General features: G+C 68.9%; 12 protein-coding genes and 1 tRNA gene. 9 read left to right on the top strand and 4 right to left on the bottom strand.

Features of this window, described 5'->3' with window-relative positions:
• Nucleotides 1-152 precede the first annotated feature (152 nt).
• Nucleotides 153-1,589 carry a zinc-dependent metalloprotease gene (locus tag AC2D10_RS05000; protein ID WP_484710839.1) on the bottom strand — a complete coding sequence of 479 codons (1,437 nt, stop codon included), beginning with the start codon at nt 1,587-1,589 and terminating at the stop codon, nt 153-155.
• A 118-nt stretch (nt 1,590-1,707) separates the two neighbouring features.
• Here AC2D10_RS05000 and AC2D10_RS04995 point away from each other — a divergent pair, with 118 nt between their 5' ends.
• The 4 genes from AC2D10_RS04995 (at nt 1,708) to AC2D10_RS04980 (ending at nt 7,150) form a co-directional block, all read left to right on the top strand.
• A complete protein-coding gene (locus AC2D10_RS04995) occupies nt 1,708-2,793 on the top strand; it encodes a YlbL family protein (RefSeq protein ID WP_484710838.1) in 1,086 nt (361 codons plus the stop codon).
• Between the two features lie 57 nt (nt 2,794-2,850).
• Nucleotides 2,851-5,775: a UPF0182 family membrane protein gene (locus AC2D10_RS04990; RefSeq protein ID WP_484710837.1), complete on the top strand. Its 2,925-nt coding sequence runs from the start codon at nt 2,851-2,853 to the stop codon at nt 5,773-5,775.
• A 92-nt stretch (nt 5,776-5,867) separates the two neighbouring features.
• A complete protein-coding gene (locus AC2D10_RS04985; protein ID WP_484710836.1) occupies nt 5,868-6,275 on the top strand; it encodes an arsenate reductase ArsC in 408 nt (135 codons plus the stop codon).
• 29 nt (nt 6,276-6,304) lie between these two features.
• Nucleotides 6,305-7,150 (top strand): CPBP family intramembrane glutamic endopeptidase, encoded by an 846-nt coding sequence (locus AC2D10_RS04980; protein WP_484710835.1) that lies wholly within the window; start codon nt 6,305-6,307, stop codon nt 7,148-7,150.
• Nucleotides 7,151-7,238: 88 nt separating this feature from the next.
• On the opposite strand, the gene AC2D10_RS04975 is transcribed toward AC2D10_RS04980, so the two are convergent.
• Nucleotides 7,239-7,312 (bottom strand) — tRNA-Met (locus AC2D10_RS04975).
• Nucleotides 7,313-7,392: 80 nt separating this feature from the next.
• Here AC2D10_RS04975 and AC2D10_RS04970 point away from each other — a divergent pair.
• The gene (locus tag AC2D10_RS04970; RefSeq protein WP_484710833.1) at nt 7,393-8,202 is read left to right on the top strand and encodes a carbon-nitrogen hydrolase family protein; all 810 of its coding nucleotides are present in this window, start codon (nt 7,393-7,395) and stop codon (nt 8,200-8,202) included.
• 6 nt (nt 8,203-8,208) lie between these two features.
• Here AC2D10_RS04970 and AC2D10_RS04965 read toward each other — a convergent pair whose 3' ends face one another.
• Nucleotides 8,209-9,411, bottom strand: a complete 1,203-nt coding sequence (locus tag AC2D10_RS04965) for an aminotransferase class I/II-fold pyridoxal phosphate-dependent enzyme (protein WP_484710832.1) — start codon at nt 9,409-9,411, stop codon at nt 8,209-8,211.
• A gap of 98 nt (nt 9,412-9,509) precedes the next feature.
• Here AC2D10_RS04965 and AC2D10_RS04960 point away from each other — a divergent pair, with 98 nt between their 5' ends.
• Genes AC2D10_RS04960 through AC2D10_RS04950 form a run of 3 tightly spaced genes read left to right on the top strand, consistent with a single transcriptional unit; the run spans nt 9,510 to nt 13,740 of the window.
• The gene (locus tag AC2D10_RS04960; protein ID WP_484710831.1) at nt 9,510-10,997 is read left to right on the top strand and encodes a S1C family serine protease; all 1,488 of its coding nucleotides are present in this window, start codon (nt 9,510-9,512) and stop codon (nt 10,995-10,997) included.
• A gap of 56 nt (nt 10,998-11,053) precedes the next feature.
• Entirely contained in the window at nt 11,054-12,307 is a 1,254-nt protein-coding gene (locus AC2D10_RS04955; RefSeq protein WP_484710830.1) for a CDP-glycerol glycerophosphotransferase family protein, read from the top strand.
• Nucleotides 12,304-13,740, top strand: coding sequence for a CDP-glycerol glycerophosphotransferase family protein (locus AC2D10_RS04950; protein WP_484710829.1), 1,437 nt, complete (start codon nt 12,304-12,306; stop codon nt 13,738-13,740). Before AC2D10_RS04955 ends, AC2D10_RS04950 begins: the two co-directional genes overlap by 4 nt.
• A gap of 51 nt (nt 13,741-13,791) precedes the next feature.
• Here the strand turns inward: AC2D10_RS04950 and AC2D10_RS04945 are convergent, their stop codons facing one another.
• Nucleotides 13,792-14,814 carry a glycosyltransferase gene (locus AC2D10_RS04945; protein WP_484711807.1) on the bottom strand — a complete coding sequence of 341 codons (1,023 nt, stop codon included), beginning with the start codon at nt 14,812-14,814 and terminating at the stop codon, nt 13,792-13,794.
• A gap of 114 nt (nt 14,815-14,928) precedes the next feature.
• On the opposite strand from AC2D10_RS04945, the gene AC2D10_RS04940 reads away from it, so the two are divergent.
• A complete protein-coding gene (locus tag AC2D10_RS04940) occupies nt 14,929-16,212 on the top strand; it encodes a CDP-glycerol glycerophosphotransferase family protein (protein WP_484710828.1) in 1,284 nt (427 codons plus the stop codon).

Raw genomic sequence — 16,212 nt, 5'->3', positions numbered from 1 at the left:
GGGTCGAGGCGGGTGAGAGTCGGAGAGCTGAGCGGAGACACCCCCTGATTCTCAGGAAAGCGCCGAGGGGGGATGACGGAAAAGACGCCTCCGTGGAGAACTCGGCACCGTCCGCGTCTGTGTGCAGGGCGAGTGCCGAGTCCTCGCGCGGATCAGACCGGGCGCTCCCCGTCGGTCGCGTCGTCGTCAGGCGTTCCGTCGGCTGTGCCGTCGGACGCGCCGCCCGTGCTGCCATCCGACGCCGTGGGCTCGGGCTGCTCCGACGAGAAGTCCTCGCCGTCGAGCAGTCGTGCCAGCGCCTCGTCGAACTCGTCGGCGACGGGCTGTTCGCCTCGCACAGCCGCCTGCAGGCGAGCGACCAGAGCGGTCGGGTCATCGATGTCCTCGGCGGTCGGCATGAGGTCCGGGTAGTCCCAGAGCGAGTCACGCCCGGCGATCCCGACCGCGTCGGTCACGGTCTTCCACATGGCGGATGCCTCGCGGATGCGCCGGGGACGCAGCTTGAGCCCGACGAGTGCGCCCAGAGCGTCCTCCGCCGGCCCTCCCACGGCGCGTCGCCGACGAGCGGCCTCGGCGATCCGCGTTCCGTCGGGAAGGCGCGAGGTGGCCTCGGCCGTGACGACGTCGACCCACCCGTCGATCGTCGCGATGAGGTTCTCGAGCCGATCGAGCGCCTCGCGCTGCGCCTCCGTCTGCACGGGAAGCAGTGCGCCGCCCTCGATGGCCGCCCGCAGCTCCTCGGGATTCGACGGGTCGAGACGGCTGGCCACGTCTTCGAGCGCGTCCACATCGACCGTCACGCCGCGGGCGAAGTCGGTGATCTGCGCCATGACGTGCAGGTGGAGCCACTTGGCGTGACGATAGAGACGGGCCGACGCGAGCTCACGCGTGGCCAGATACAGCGCGATCTGGTCTTCCGGGATCTCGAGCCCCTCGCCGAACGCGGTGAGGTTCTGGGGGATCACTGCGGCAGTCCCGGCGGGAAGCACCGGAATGCCGACGTCTCCACCCGACACCACCTCGAGCGAGAGGTTGCCGAGCACCTGGCCGAACTGCGCCGCGAACACGGACCCGCCGAGTCCGCGCATCAGCTTGCCTGCGCCCTGCACGACGCCGCGCATCTCGTCGGGCACCTGGGTGTCGAGGGCGCTGGTCAGCGCGTCGGCGATGCTCGTCGACACGGGGCCGGCGATCTCCTTCCACACCGGCAGCGTCTTCTCGACCCATTCGCCGCGGGTCATCGCGGTGGGGGTCTCGGACAGCTCGGAGATGGTCGTCGCCTCGCCGAGCCAGAGGTTCGCCAGCGCGAACGAGTCCACCAGCGACGTGCGAGAGCCGTCGGAGACGCCCTGTCCCTCGCGGTTGGCGATGTGCAGGGCCTGGCGAAGAGCGCCGTCCCACGGGTCGGCGCCGAACGCGCCCTGCAACTGCGACATGATCGTCTGCATCATCGCGGGGTCGAACTGCATGCCTTCCATGCCCTCGAACGCGCCGCGCAGGGCGTCCGGATCGATGTCACCGCCCTGCCCGGACATCATCCGTCGCAGGAACTCCTGGAAGTCCTCGGGGGTGGGGTCGTTGTCTGCCATGTCGATCGCCCTCTCAGCACGCCTATAGCCGTGGCATCTACGCTAGTCACAGGTTTCTGCGCGTGACCCCGACGCGAGCAGATCGCTGTACGCCGCTCGCGAACGACGGAGGAATGCTGTGGATCGAACGCGGTCTGTGAAGCCCGGACTGGGAGTCTGGGCGCTGATCGTCGCGCTCGTCGCGCTCGTCGTGCTGACCTTCCTCCCCACGCCGTACGTGATCCAGCGGCCGGGCCCCGTCTACGACACCCTCGGCACCGCTGCGGGTCCCGACGGCGAGGAGGTGCCCCTGATCAGCATCGAGGGCGCCGAGACGTTCGACACCGCCGGCACGCTCGATCTCACCACCGTGCAGGTCGTGGGCAACCGCGAGCGCACACCCAGCTGGTTCGAGCTGGCATTGGCCTGGACCGACTCCTCTCGTGCCGTGGTCCCGCTCGATTCCGTCTTCCCCGAGGGGGTGACCACCGAGCAGCGCGACGAGCGCAACGCGACGCTGATGGTCGACTCGCAGCACGAGGCGACCGCGGCCGCGCTCAACGAGCTCGACTACGACACCGGCGCCGAGGTCGTCGTGGTGGAGGCGGTCGCCGACACTCCGGCCGCGGGCCTGCTCGAGCCCGATGACGTGATCACCGGCATCGACGGCACCGAGGTCGAGTCCGCGAAGCAGCTGCGCCAGACGATTCAGGACGCGGGAGGCGATCCGATCGAGCTCACGGTGCTGCGCCGCGGCGAGGAGCAGCAGGTCACTGTCACCCCCGAGGAGCGCACCGAGGGCGACGTGTCGACCTGGGTGATCGGCATCACGCTGCGCACCGACTACGACTTCCCGATCGACGTCGCCATCCAGCTCGACAACGTCGGCGGCCCGAGTGCGGGCATGATGTTCGCGCTCGGCATCGTCGACCGCCTCACCGAGGGCGAGCTCAACGGCGGCGAGAACATCGCCGGCACGGGCACCATCGAGGCCGATGGCACGGTCGGGCCGATCGGCGGCATCCGGCAGAAGCTCTTCGGCGCCCGCGACGCCGGGGCCGAGTACTTCCTCGCGCCGTCGGCGAACTGCGACGAGGTCGTCGGTCACGTCCCCGACGGGCTGCAGGTCATCAGCACCGCCTCCCTCGACGACTCGCTCGACGCGCTCTCGGTGATCGCCGACGGCGGCGACGTCTCGGCGCTGCCGGCATGCACCGCGTCGTGACCTCCCCGTGATCGGGATGACAGCCCGCGTCCAGTGAGGCCCGCCTAAGATGGGACGGTGACCTCGACCTCAGCTCAGAACCCGGCCACGCCTCGAACGTCCCGACGTATTCTCGGCATCTCACTGGTGATCATTGCCGCGTTGATCGCGGCGTTCTTCGTCTTCGCCTCGCTCTACACCGAATTCCTCTGGTTCGACCAGATCGGATTCACCGGTGTCCTGACGACGCAATGGATCGCGACGGCGGTGATGTTCGTCGTCGGATTCCTCGCCATGGCCGTGCCCATGTTCGTGGTGATCCAGCTCGCATACCGGCTCCGGCCCGTGTACGTGCGACTGAGCTCGCAGCTCGATCGCTACCAGGAGGTCATCGAGCCGCTGCGCCGTCTGGCGATGTGGGGCATGCCGATCTTCTTCGGCCTCTTCGCGGGCTTCGCCGCCGCCGGCAACTGGAAGACCGTCTGGCTCTGGGCCAACGGCGTCGCGACGAGCGACGTCGACCCGCAGTTCGGTCTCGACACCGGCTTCTACATGTTCGCGATGCCGTTCTACTCGATGCTGCTCGCATTCGTCTCGGCCGTGCTGCTGCTCTCGCTGCTGGTGACCGCGCTGGTGTCGTACCTCTACGGTGCCGTGCGCATCGGCCAGGGCGAGCTGCGCATCTCGAAGTCGGCCCGCATCCAGCTCGCCATCATCGCCGGGCTCTACCTGCTGGTGCAGGCTGCGAGCCTCTGGCTCGATCGGTACAAGACGCTCGTCGCCCCCGATGACCGCATCACGGGTGCCGCGTACACCGGCGTGAACGCGACGATCCCGGGTCTTGCGATCATTGCGATCATCGCGGCTCTCGTCGCCGTGCTGTTCTTCGTCACCGCGGTCATCGGTCGCTGGCGCTTCCCGCTCGCCGCCACGGCGCTGCTCATCGTGGCCTCGCTCGTGGTCGGCGTCGGCTATCCCTGGGTGGTCACGACCTTCCAGGTGCGCCCGAACCAGAACGCGTACCAGGCCGAGTTCTACCAGCGGAACATCGACGGCACCAAGGAGGCGTACGGGGTCGCGAACCTCGAGACGACCAGCTTCCAGGCCGAGACCGACGCCGAGGCCGGTCAGCTGCGTGAGGATGCCGAGACCACCGCCTCGATCCGCATCATGGACCCGAAGGTCATCAGCCCGACCGTGCGTCAGCTCGAGCAGTACCGTGCGTACTACCAGTTCGAAGAGACGCTCGACGTCGACCGCTACGACATCGACGGCGTCTCGCAGGACACCGTGGTCGCCGTCCGCGACCTCGACGTGACCAAGCTCGGCGACGGAGACAACTGGAACAACCGTGTCGCGGTCTACACGCACGGCTACGGCCTCGTGGCCGCCGCCGGCAATCAGCGCACGACCGACGGCGAGCCCGTCTTCCTCGAGCGCGGCATCCCGTCGTCGGGCTTTCTGACCGACCGCGAGAACTTCGAGCCGCGCGTGTACTTCGGTGAGAACTCGCCGCCGTACTCGATCGTCGGAGCGCCCGAGGGCGCGGAGCCGGCCGAGATCGACTACCCGCGCGGCAAGGACGGCGCGAGCGAGACGAAGACGACGTTCGAGGGAGAGGGTGGCCCGGCGATCGGGAACACCTTCACCAAGCTGCTCTACGCGCTGAAGTTCCAGTCCGAGCAGATCCTGTTCTCGAACCTCGTGAACGAGGACTCGCAGATCCTGTACGACCGCGACCCGAAGACGCGCGTGCAGAAGGTCGCCCCGTACCTCGAACTCGACAGCGACCCGTACCCCAGCGTGGTCGACGGCCGCATCGTCTGGATCGTCGACGGCTACACGACCAGCTCGACGTACCCGTACTCGACCAGCGTGAGCCTCTCCGACGCGATCGCCGACTCGAACACGAACCCGCCGACGCTCGCGATCGACGAGATCAACTACATCCGCAACTCGGTCAAGGCCACGGTCGACGCCTACGACGGATCGGTCACGCTGTACGCCTGGGATGACGAGGACCCGATCCTCAAGACCTGGCAGAACGTGTACCCGACGACTCTCAAGCCGATCAGCGAGATGTCCGGCGAGCTCATGAGCCACGTGCGGTACCCGACCGACCTGTTCAAGGTGCAGCGCGAGATGCTCGGGGTCTACCACATCGACACCGCCGGCTCGTTCGCTCAGCAGGACAACCGCTGGCAGACGCCGAACGACCCGCGCAGCGACGCGATGCTGCAGCCGCCGTACTACCTGACCATGCAGATGCCGGGTCAGGATGCACCGCGCTTCTCGATGTTCTCGACGTTCATCCCGTCGTCGCAGGGCGCGGGAAGCAGCCGAGACGTGCTGATGGGCTACCTCGCCGTGGACTCTGACGCCGGATCCGAGAAGGGCGTGAAGGCTGAAGGCTATGGTCAGCTGCGAATGCTCGAGATCAACGACGAGATCACGGTTCCCGGCCCCGGTCAGGTGCAGAACACCTACAACTCGGATACGTCCGTCGTGCCGCAGCTGAACCTGCTGCAACAGGGTGAGTCCGAGGTGATCTACGGCAACCTGCTCACGCTCCCGGTCGGTGGCGGTCTGCTCTACGTGCAGCCGCTGTACGTGCAGTCGTCGGAGGGAACGCAGCTGCCGCGTCTGCAGAAGGTGCTGGTCGCCTTCGGTGATCGGGTCGCCTTCGAGAACACTCTGACCGAGGCCCTCGATGCGCTGTTCGGTGGAGATTCCGGCGCGACAGGTGGCGATGACGAGGTCGAGCCGACCGATCCCGAGGTTCCCGAGAACCCGGATGACGCGGGCACCGGCACCGAGACGCCCACCGAGCCGACTCAGCCGACCGACGAGCAGGCTGATGCCCTCGCCGCAGCTCAGCAGGCGCTGCTCGACCGTCAGACCGCTCTCACCTCGGGAGACCTCACGGCGTTCGCCGAGGCCGACAAGCGCCTCACTGCGGCCGTCGAGAAGCTTCTCGAGCTGGAAGCCGCCGCGGGGGAGTGACCACCCCGTGAACCGCATCGAATGGGCGTCCCTCCGGGGGCGCCCATTCGCGTCCGAGACAGTCTTCCCGTCGACAACCCGCAGGAGCTCCCGTGTCTGAAGAAGCCACCCGTCCGTCCGTCCTCTTCGTCTGCGTGCACAACGCCGGGCGCTCCCAGATGGCAGCGGGCTTCCTGCGCGACATCGCCGGAGACCGCATCGAGGTCCGGTCCGCGGGCTCCATGCCCGCAGACCAGATCAACCCGACCGCCGTGGCGGCGATGGCTGAGCTCGGCATCGACATCACCGCCGAGGCGCCCAAGGTGCTCACCACCGAGGCCGTGCAGGCTTCGGACGTCGTGATCACCATGGGGTGCGGCGACGCATGCCCGTTCTTCCCCGGCAAGAGGTACGAGGACTGGACCCTCGACGACCCGGCGGGACAGGGGATCGACGCCGTCCGCCCGATCCGCGACGACATCCGCGCGCGCATCGAGACACTGGTCGGCGAACTGCTCTGAACCGTGCGCGTCTCTGGGAGGATCGAGGCGTGAACACAGCCGAGAGCCCCCGCCCCGCGTCGTCTGGCTGGTCCCGTTTCTGGGATCGCGGCGGGTGGTGGAAGGCGCTCCTCGCCGTCGTCGTCTACTACGCGCTGTACGAGGGCATGGCCTTCTTCCTCGTGCGTCCGCTGTTCGGCGACGAGTGGACCGCGAAGCCGGGCACGGCGGGGTTCATCTTCTTCACGATCGCGCTGCCGATCCTTCTCGCGTGCATCGTGCTGGTGGTGTTCCTGGCCTCGGTGGGGTGGCTGCGCACGATCTTCTCCCCGCAGCCGATCCGCGGACGGGGATGGATGTGGATCGCGGTGGCCGCCGTGCTGGTGTTCAACATCCTGCATCTGTTCTCGATCGACTACGGCGCAGCCGGATTCGAGATCGTCGCGACGTGGATGCTCACGGGCCTCTTCGTCGGCTTCGCGGAAGAGGTCCTCACGCGCGGCATCGTCGTGGATCTCATGCGCAAGGCCGGCCACCGCGAGGTCGCGGTCGCGCTGGTCTCGGCCGGGCTGTTCGCCGCGATGCACCTCGGCAACCTGTTCACCTCGACCCAGGGCCTCTCTGCGACGCTGTTCCAGGTCGGCTACACGTTCTGCTTCGGCATCCTGATGTACCTGGCGATGCGTGTGACCGGCACGCTGATCGCGCCGATCCTGCTGCACGCGAGCACCGACCCGACGATCTTCCTATCGACCGGATACCCGTCGGGCGGGCCTCTCGACGCCATCGGCGGAGCGGGCAACGTCGTGGTGATCCTGGTCGGCCTGGTGCTGGTGTTCTTCATCCGCGGACGCGTCCACGCGGTCGTTCCGAAGGGCCATGCACGGGCGCTCTGAGCACGCACGGGTGCTCTGAGGGGGCAAAGCGAAAGACCCCCGATCTGGATTTCTCCTGATCAGGGGCCTTTCTTGTGTCGCATTCTCGTTGCGGGGACAGGATTTGAACCTGCGACCTCCGGGTTATGAGCCCGGCGAGCTACCGAACTGCTCCACCCCGCGGCACAAGAGATAACTTATCACGGGATCTGAGACTTGGCGAATCGAGGCGTCCATCGCGTCGATGCGCGAGGATGGTTCGCATGACCGAGCCCTCCGCCGTCCCCGTCGCCGTGTGCCAGTTCGCGCCCACCGACTCCCGCTCCGGCAATCTCGAGCGGATCGCCGCGATGACGGCAGACGCCGCCGGGCGCGGCGCGCGGCTGGTCGTCTTCCCCGAGTACTCCGCGTACTTCGTGGATCCGATGGATGAGACTCTCGCCGCGAACGCCGAGAACCTCGACGGTGAGTTCGTGTCGTCACTGATCGGACTCGCGGGCGAGTACGGCGTGGTGATCGTCGCGGGTCTTGCCGAACGGGCATCCGACGGCGATCGCGTGCGCAACACGATCGTGGCTGTGCGTGGCGACGGACTGCTGGCCACCTACCGCAAGCAGCACCTCTACGACGCGTTCGGCCAGAGCGAGTCGGACTGGGTCGAGCCCGGGGAGCTCGGTGCTCCGGCCACGTTCGATCTCGGTGGTCTGCGGTTCGGTCTGATGACCTGCTACGACCTGCGCTTCCCCGAGGTGTCTCGCACGCTCATGGATGCCGGGGCCGACGTCCTGCTCGTGCCGGCCGAGTGGGTGCGCGGGCCGCTCAAGGAGCACCACTGGACCACGCTTCTCGCGGCACGGGCGATCGAGAACACCGCCTTCGTCGTCGCCGCCGACCACCCGACGCCGATCGGCGTCGGGCACTCGCAGATCATCGACCCCCAGGGCGTGGTGCTGGCGGGCGTCGGAACGGCCGAGGGCATCGCCGTCGCGGCGATCGAGCGGTCGGCGATCGACCGGGTGCGTGCGGTCAACCCGTCGCTGCGGGCGCGCCGCTACCGCGTCGTCCCCGGCTGAGGCGACTCAACCCGTCGCGGCCACCAGGCGGGCTGCTGCCTCTTCGAGCACGTCGATGCGTTTGCAGGCGGCGAAGCGCACGAGACCGGCGTAGTCGTGCCGGTGCTCGCGCGAGACGAATGCCGACAGAGGAATGGCGACGACCCCGGCACGCTCGGGGAGCCGCCGACAGAATGCGGCCGCATCGGCGCCGCCGAGCTCTGTCGCGTCAGCGACAGTGAAGTACCCGCCGCGCGGAGCATGAACGGTGAAGCCGGCCGAGCGGAGCCCGCTGCCCAGGATCTCGTGCTTGCGTGCGAGCGTGGCGGCCGCATCCGTGAAGGAGGCGTCGTCGAGCCGGAGTCCGACGGCGACGGCCGGCTGGAAGGGCGAGCCGTTCACGTAGGTGAGGTACTGCTTCACGGTGAGGACGGCGGTGATCAGCGCCGCCGGGCCGTGCACCCACCCGATCTTCCAGCCCGTGACCGCGAAGGTCTTGCCGGCAGAGGAGATCGTCAGGGTGCGCTCCGCAGCGCCCGGCAGGGTGGCGATGGGCGTGTGACGAGACGAGAACACGAGGTGCTCGTAGACCTCGTCCGTGACGATCACCGCATCGTGACGGTGGGCGAGCCGCACGATCTCCTGCAGGACGTCGAGCCCGAACACCGCTCCGGTGGGGTTGTGCGGGTCGTTGAGCAGGATGATCCGCGTACGGTCGGTGACCGCGGACCCGAGCTGGTCGAGGTCGGGCTGGAAGTCCGGGGCGCGCAGGGGGACGGTCCGCAGCCGCCCGCCGGCGAGCGCGACGGCCGCCGCGTAGGAGTCGTAGTACGGCTCGAACACCACGATCTCGTCGTCGGGGCCGTCGATCAGCGCGAGCAGCGTCGCCGTCAGTGCCTCGGTGGCGCCGGCGGTCACGATGACCTCGGTGTCGGGATCGACGTCGAGGCCGTAGAAGCGCTTCTGATGCTCGCTGATCGCCGCGAGGAGATCGGGGATGCCACGCCCGGGCGGGTACTGGTTCGCGCCGTGGGAGATCGCCTCGCGCGCGGCCTCGAGGACCGCCGCGGGACCGTCCTCGTCGGGGAATCCCTGACCGAGGTTGATGGCGCCGGTTCTCGCCGCTGCGGCAGACATCTCTGCGAAGATGGTGGGGGCCACTGCTCCGTCGTCGGACAACAGGCCCGCACCCGATGCCGTGCGCCGCCACGCGCCGCGAATGACACTCATGAACACCACGCTAATGCCATAGCTGAAACTCATCTACGCCATACGAAACGCACAGACATGGGCGGCATTCTGTAAGAGCGTCGTAGAAGGAGCACATCATGAATGAAGACACCCCCCAGGACCACTCGGCACCCGACGTGCCGCCCACCCCATCCCCGGCTGCCCCCGCGTCGTCCGCGGGGCACGAGATGCCGCGGACGTTCGCGTCGCCTGCGCCGCAGGGGGCCCCGCAGCAGTTCGCGGCCCCGCATGCGCCGAGCCAAGCTCCGAACGGAGCAGCATTCGGCATCCCGTCCGCCACGGCGCACACGCAGCCCACCGTGCCGCTCGACGACTCGGCACGGAACAGCGGCGAGAACTCCTCGGGCGGCGCGACCGCCCAGGGCACGAAGCCCCGGGGCGGCGTCAAGATCGCCGCGCTGGTCGTGGCCGCCGCCCTCGTCGGCGGTGTCGCCGGGTTCGGTGGCGGTGCGATCTGGACCGCCGTCGGCGATGCGCCGTCATCCGGTGTGGCGGAGGGACCGCAGACGGTCACCGTGAACAACCCGGGATCGGTCAACGAGACCACGGCTGTGGCGTCGAAAGCGCTGCCGTCCGTCGTCACGATCGAGGTCGCCGGCGCCAGCGCGGCCGGCAGCGGCTCCGGTGTCATCATCAGCGACGACGGCTACGTCCTCACCAACACGCACGTCGTGACGCTCGGCGGAGAGGCCGCCGACGCCACGATCCGCGTCACGACGTCGGACGGACGTATCTTCGACGCCACCATCGTGGGCACCGACCCCGTGTACGACCTCGCCGTGATCAAGCTGGAGGACGCCGACGGTCTGACGCCGATCGAGTTCGCCGACTCGTCGAAGCTGAACGTGGGTGATACGGCGGTCGCACTCGGCGCTCCGCTGGGGCTCGCGAACTCGGTGACCACGGGCATCGTCAGCGCACTGAACCGCAGCATTCAGATCGCCTCGTCGGCGGTGCCCGACTCCTCGGCCGAGGACTCCCCGCAGCAGGAGGCGCCCGAGGAGGGCGACCAGGGACCGTTCCAGTTCGATCTGCCCGGCTCGGGTGCGCAGCAGAGCACCGAGACGATCTCGATCGCCGTCATCCAGACCGACGCCGCGATCAACCACGGCAACTCCGGTGGCGCCCTCGTGAACAGCAAGGGCGAGCTGATCGGCATCAACGTCGCGATCGCGAGCTCCGGCGACTCCGAACAGGGTGGATCCATCGGCCTCGGCTTCTCGATCCCGTCGAACATCGCCGAGCGGGTCTCGAAGGAGATCATCGCCGACGGTGCAGCCACGCACGGTCTGCTGGGTGCCTCGGTCCGCGACGCCTCCGGTGTCGAGGGCGCCGAGGTCTCCGGCGCGTACATCGCCGAGGCGACTCCCGGTGGCGCGGCGGCGAAGGGCGGGCTCAAGGCGGACGACATCGTCACGGCGTTCAACGGTGTGCCGATCACCAACGCCAGCGACCTGACCGCGCAGGTGCGTGCCGCTGCGGCGAACAGTGAGGCGTCGGTCACCTACAACCGCGGCGGCAAGGAGTACGAGGCTGAGGTCACCCTCGGCGCACTCGGCGGCTGACGCGGCCGACCTTCCGACGCACGAAGCAGGACGCCACCCCGCGATAGGCTCGCGGGGTGGCGTCCTTCTCTTTCGGCTCCGGCAATGCGGCCAAGCTGCTCCGAATCCCGCTGTACGTCGTCGGTCGCCTGGGCACCACGGTCGTGCCGCGCGGCCGCACCTGGGTCTTCGGCTGCGGCGCGGGAATCGGCGACGGAGCCTTGGCGCTGCAGCGCGTGGCTGCGGAAGCCGGCCACCCGACGCTGTGGCTGACGTCGTCCGAGCGCGAAGACCGCGATGCGCAGGCGTTGGGCATCCCGACCATCCGCAAGACCGGACTGCGCGGCTGGTGGGCCACCGCACGGGCAGGAGTGCTCGTGGTCACGCACGGGCTCGGCGATGTCAATCGCTATGCGAACTCCGGAGCCTTCGTGGTGCAGCTCTGGCACGGCATCCCGCTCAAGCGGATCGGACTCGACTCCCCGGCGACGACGCAGGTACCGGCGGTCCCGGGTGCGTCGGTGCTGCGGCGTCTCATCGGTTTTTTGTACGGCCGGGCGGCGCAGCGCATCCGCGTTCTCCCCGCGGCGTCTCACCGCTCCCGCGGCCGACTGGAGTCGGCCTTCGGCCTGCACGACGACCGGGTGATCGTCACCGGTGAACCCCGCGTCGACGTGCTCTCCATGGGCGACCCCGGTGAGCGCCGAGAACGCGCCTCCGCGGTGCTGCGCGGCGCGGTCGGGGCGCTGCCCGAGACGGCGCGGATCGTGCTCTACGCGCCCACCTGGCGTGACGGTGCACCGGATCCTGCCGTGCCCAACGACGCAGAATGGGAGCAGATCGTCCGCGTCCTCGAGGCGAACGACGCCATCCTCCTGGTGCGCTCCCACCCGCTCGGCGAGGGCGGCTACGCACCCGCTGAGCCCAGTGCACGGGTGCGGATGCTGGGCGCCGGGCTGCTTCCGGACGTCACTCCGGCTCTTCCGGCAGTCGACGTGCTCATCACCGATTACTCCTCGCTGGCGTACGACGTGGGGTTGCTGCGCATGCCCGTGCTCTATCTGGCGCCCGATGCCGAGGACTACGCACGCACGCGCGGCTTCTACGGACGCTTCGACGATGTCGCCGGCCCCGACGCCGCACAGGACTGGGCGGGACTCCTGCGTCAGCTCGATGCTCTGCTCTCGGACCCGGGTGTGTTCGCCGAGCGGTCCGACCGTTCCGATACGCTCAGCGCAGAGATGCACGCGTACCGCGATGGACGCAACACCCTCAGGGTGTATCAGGCAATCCGCGCGCGAGGTGCCTCCGCGCCGAAGGGAGCAGCATGACAACGGCCCGGATCGATGAGGCGGCGGCGTCGCTGATCATCGCAGGGACCGGCCCGCGTCCGGTGAGCGCTCACCTGATCGGGCCGCGCGCCCGCGTGGAGGCTCGTGTGACCGGGGGCGGAAAGACCTGGAAGGCGGCCTTCCCGCTGGAGGCCGCGCGCTGGGGAGGACCGACGCTGCCACTGCCGTCCGGCGCGTATGCGCTGCAGATCGATGACGTCGACCTCGACGCGCTGCGAATTCCGTCGATCGTCCTCCCCGGCGTGCGGATCGCCGTGGATGGCTCAGCAGTCGGGATCGCCGCTCCCATCGACCCGATGTACGAGAGCCCTGAAGGTCAGGCGACGCTCGAGGAGCGGTACGCGCAGCAGGAGGGCGGCACCGAGAACGCCGTGTTCTTCGAGAGCTTCTACGGCCGCAGCGTCGGTTGCAACCCGCAGGCGATCGATCGCGAGCTGGCGGTGCGGGCACCCGGAGTGCGGCGCTACTGGAGCGTCGTGGACCTGTCGGTACCGGTGCCGGAGGGGGCCGTCGCGGTCATTGAAGGCAGCCCCGAATGGTGGCGCGCCCGGGCCTCGTCCCGCCTCCTGGTGGTCAACGACTGGTTGCGCCGGCGGTTCGTGCGCAAGGCCGGACAGAAGGTGCTGCAGACCTGGCACGGCTCACCGCTCAAGCGCCTCGCACTGCATCGTCCCGGCTTCGCCCCTCGGCGCATGGCCGCCGTCGTCAAGGAGTCGCGTCGCTGGGATGTGCTGCTCGCGCAGAACCCGTACTCGGCACGGATCCTCAAGAAGGCGTACGCGTTCTTCGGTCGGCCGATCTGGATCGAGGGATACCCCCGTAACGACGCGCTCGTGGCCGGGGACTCGATCGCGGTGCGATCGGCCCTGGGGATCGCCGCAGACGAGCGGGTTCTGCTGTACGCCCCCACGTGGCGCGACGACCGCAGTGAGATGGTGGACTTCGTCGACGCGGAGCAGCTCGCCCGGGACGCCGATGCCGTGGTGCTGGTGCGTGGCCACTCCCGCACCCTCCCGCAGGGGCGCGACCACGCCGGAGCCCGGGTGATCGACGTGACCGGCTACCCCGAGACGGCTCAGCTGCTGCTCGCCGCCGACGCCCTCATCACGGACTACTCGTCGGTGATGTTCGACTTCAGCGTGACCGGCAAGCCCATGTACTTCCTGGTTCCCGACCTCGATCACTTCCGTGGTCAGCTGCGCGGCTTCTACTTCGACCTGGCGGCGCGGGCGCCGGGGCCGCTGGTGCGATCGCAGGAGGAGCTCGTCACGGCTCTCGCCGACGGCGGACACGTCGCCGCCTACGCCGAGCGCTATGCCGCCTGGCGAGCCCAGTTCAATGCGCGCGACGACGGGCACGCCACGCGACGGGTCGTCGATCGCATCCTCGACCTCGGGTTCGTCTCGCGCTGACCGCGGCGCGTCGTCGCGATCGTCTCGCCGTGCGTCCAGCGGGGTGGGAGGTCAGGGCAGCGGGGTGTTGCGGGTGCCCAGCCGCGAGGTGTCGACCGTGTCGTCGGCACCGCGCATGACGCCGGCCAGGAATCCGAGCCCCCAGGAGAAGTGCATGGTCGGCAGCACGACCAGCGTCCACAGACGCTGGCGCATGCTGCCGCCGCCCGGGGCGAGCGCGACCGCCGCCACCAGAAGGACGTACATCGCGAGCGGCAGGTACACCACCGAGGCGATCAGCGATGCGAGACCGGCGAGCACGCCCGTCACCTGCAGGATGCCGACGACCACGGCTACCGCGACCAGCAGCACGAGCGCGGGCGGGGCGAAGTAGCGCAATCCGTTACGCCTGCCGAATCGGCGCACGAGCTCACCGCGCCACGCACCGGTCGCACGGAACTGGCGCGCGAGTCGCAGCCAGCTCTCGCGGGGCCAGTAGATGACCGAGAGCGTCGGGTCGAACCAGACGCGGTGCCCGGCCTGACGGATGCGGAGGTTGAGTTCCCAGTCCTCGCCGCGGCGGATGGTCTCGTCGAACAGCCCGACCTCGTCGAGCACCTCGCGCCGCATCACGCCCAGGTAGGCCGACTCGGCCTCGCCCGCTGTCGCGCCGCCGTGGTACGCGCCGCCGCCGAGGCCGACAGGGGAGTTGTAGAGCCGCGCGACGGCCTTCTGGAAGGGGGAGCGTCCTTCGGCGTGCATCACGCCGCCCACGTTCGCCGCCCCTGTGCGCTCGAGTGCGAGCAGCGCCTGTGCCGCGTAGCCGGGGGAGAGCTCCGAGTGCGCGTCGACGCGGATGATCGTGGCGTACCGGCTGGCGCGGATCGCCGCATTCAGGCCCACGGGGATGTGCGCTGCCGGGTTCTCGACCAGGCGGATGCGATCGTCGCCCGCCGCAAGTTCGCGTGCGAGCTCTGTGGTGCCGTCGCTCGAGGGCCCGAGGGCGAGCACGAGCTCGGCGGGAACGTCGAGCTCCTGTGCCAGCACGGAGGTGACCGCGTGTGCGAGATAGGCCTTCTCGTTCAGCACCGGCATCACGAAGGAGACCCCTGTCGCGGCTCCGGCGGCTTGACTGTCGTGCACCTCTCGATCATGTCACGGTGGTGGCAGCGCTGCCTGGAACTTCGATGCACTCGGTACTCTGGAGGGATGGGTGCTGTGTCTGACGCGAAGAAGGCGTACCGTCTGCTGAAGCGTGCGATCGCCTCCCGGTCGGCGGTGCAGCGGGTGCGTCGACGGCTCGCCGATGTGCCCCCTCATGCCCCCGGTCACTACAAGATCGCGGTGTACTTCGCCGACGGCGCGGTCAACATGTACCAGATGCGGCAGTGGTACCGTCCGCTCGCCGAACTCGCTCGTCGGTGGCCCGTGGTGGTGCTCGCGCGTCAGGCCGCCGGGGCCGAGAAGCTCCTCGACGAAGAGGCCCCGCCCGTCGCGTTCGTCCCCACGATCCGCGACCTCGAGCGGTTCATCGCCGCCCAGGACATCCGGGTCGTGCTGTATGTGAATCAGAACACCCGGAACTTCCAGATGTTCCGTTACGGACGCCGTTTCCACGTCTTCATCAACCACGGCGAATCCGACAAGATGTACATGACCACGAACCAGTACAAGGCGTACGACTACGCGCTGGTGGCCGGTCAGGCGGCCCGCGATCGCCTGTCGCGGACGCTCTGGGACTACGACATCGATCGGCGGACCATCGAGATCGGCCGTCCGCAGGCCGACCACTTCTCGGGCACGCTGCCGTACACGCCCGACGAGCGCAGCGTCGTGCTCTACGCCCCCACGTGGGAGGGCGATCGCCCGAGCGCGCACTACGGCTCGATCGCGACGCACGGCGAGACACTCGTCGCGCGACTGCTCGCGTCGGACGCCCACCGTCTGATCTACCGCCCGCACCCGCGCAGCGGCGTGGTCGACGACGCATACGGCGCCGCGCACCGCCGCATCGTCGCGGCGATCGCTGCCGCCAACGCCGCCGATCCGCGCGCGCAGCACGTCTACGACGACGGAGCCGAGCTCGGCTGGCAGCTGGCTGAGCCTGACGTCGCGATCGTCGACATCTCCGCCATGGTGTACGACCGTCTCGCCGCCGGAAAGCCGCTGATGATCACGCGTCCCGTCGACGAGCAGGCATCGATCGACGACAAGGGCTATCTGTCCGACTGCGAGTGGCTGACGGCGGATGCCGCGGGCGACATCCTCGCCGAGGTCCAGCGCGTCCGTGACGACGAGGCCGCCGTGGCGCGACTGCAGATGTGGGTGCGCCACTATTTCGGCGACACCACGCCGGGCGTCGCCACCGCGAAGTTCCATCGAGCGATCGAGCAGCTCCTCGGCGAGTGGGATCACTGGCACGCGCACGAGATGGGTGTGGTCGCCGCCGATGAGAACGACGACGACGAAGAAGCCGACGAGGAAGAGCTCTGA

The sequence above is a fragment of the Microbacterium sp. PI-SA-G genome (assembly GCF_057215335.1).
Note: the sequence above shows the minus strand (reverse complement) of the source record. Positions and strands in the feature narration are given on the sequence as shown.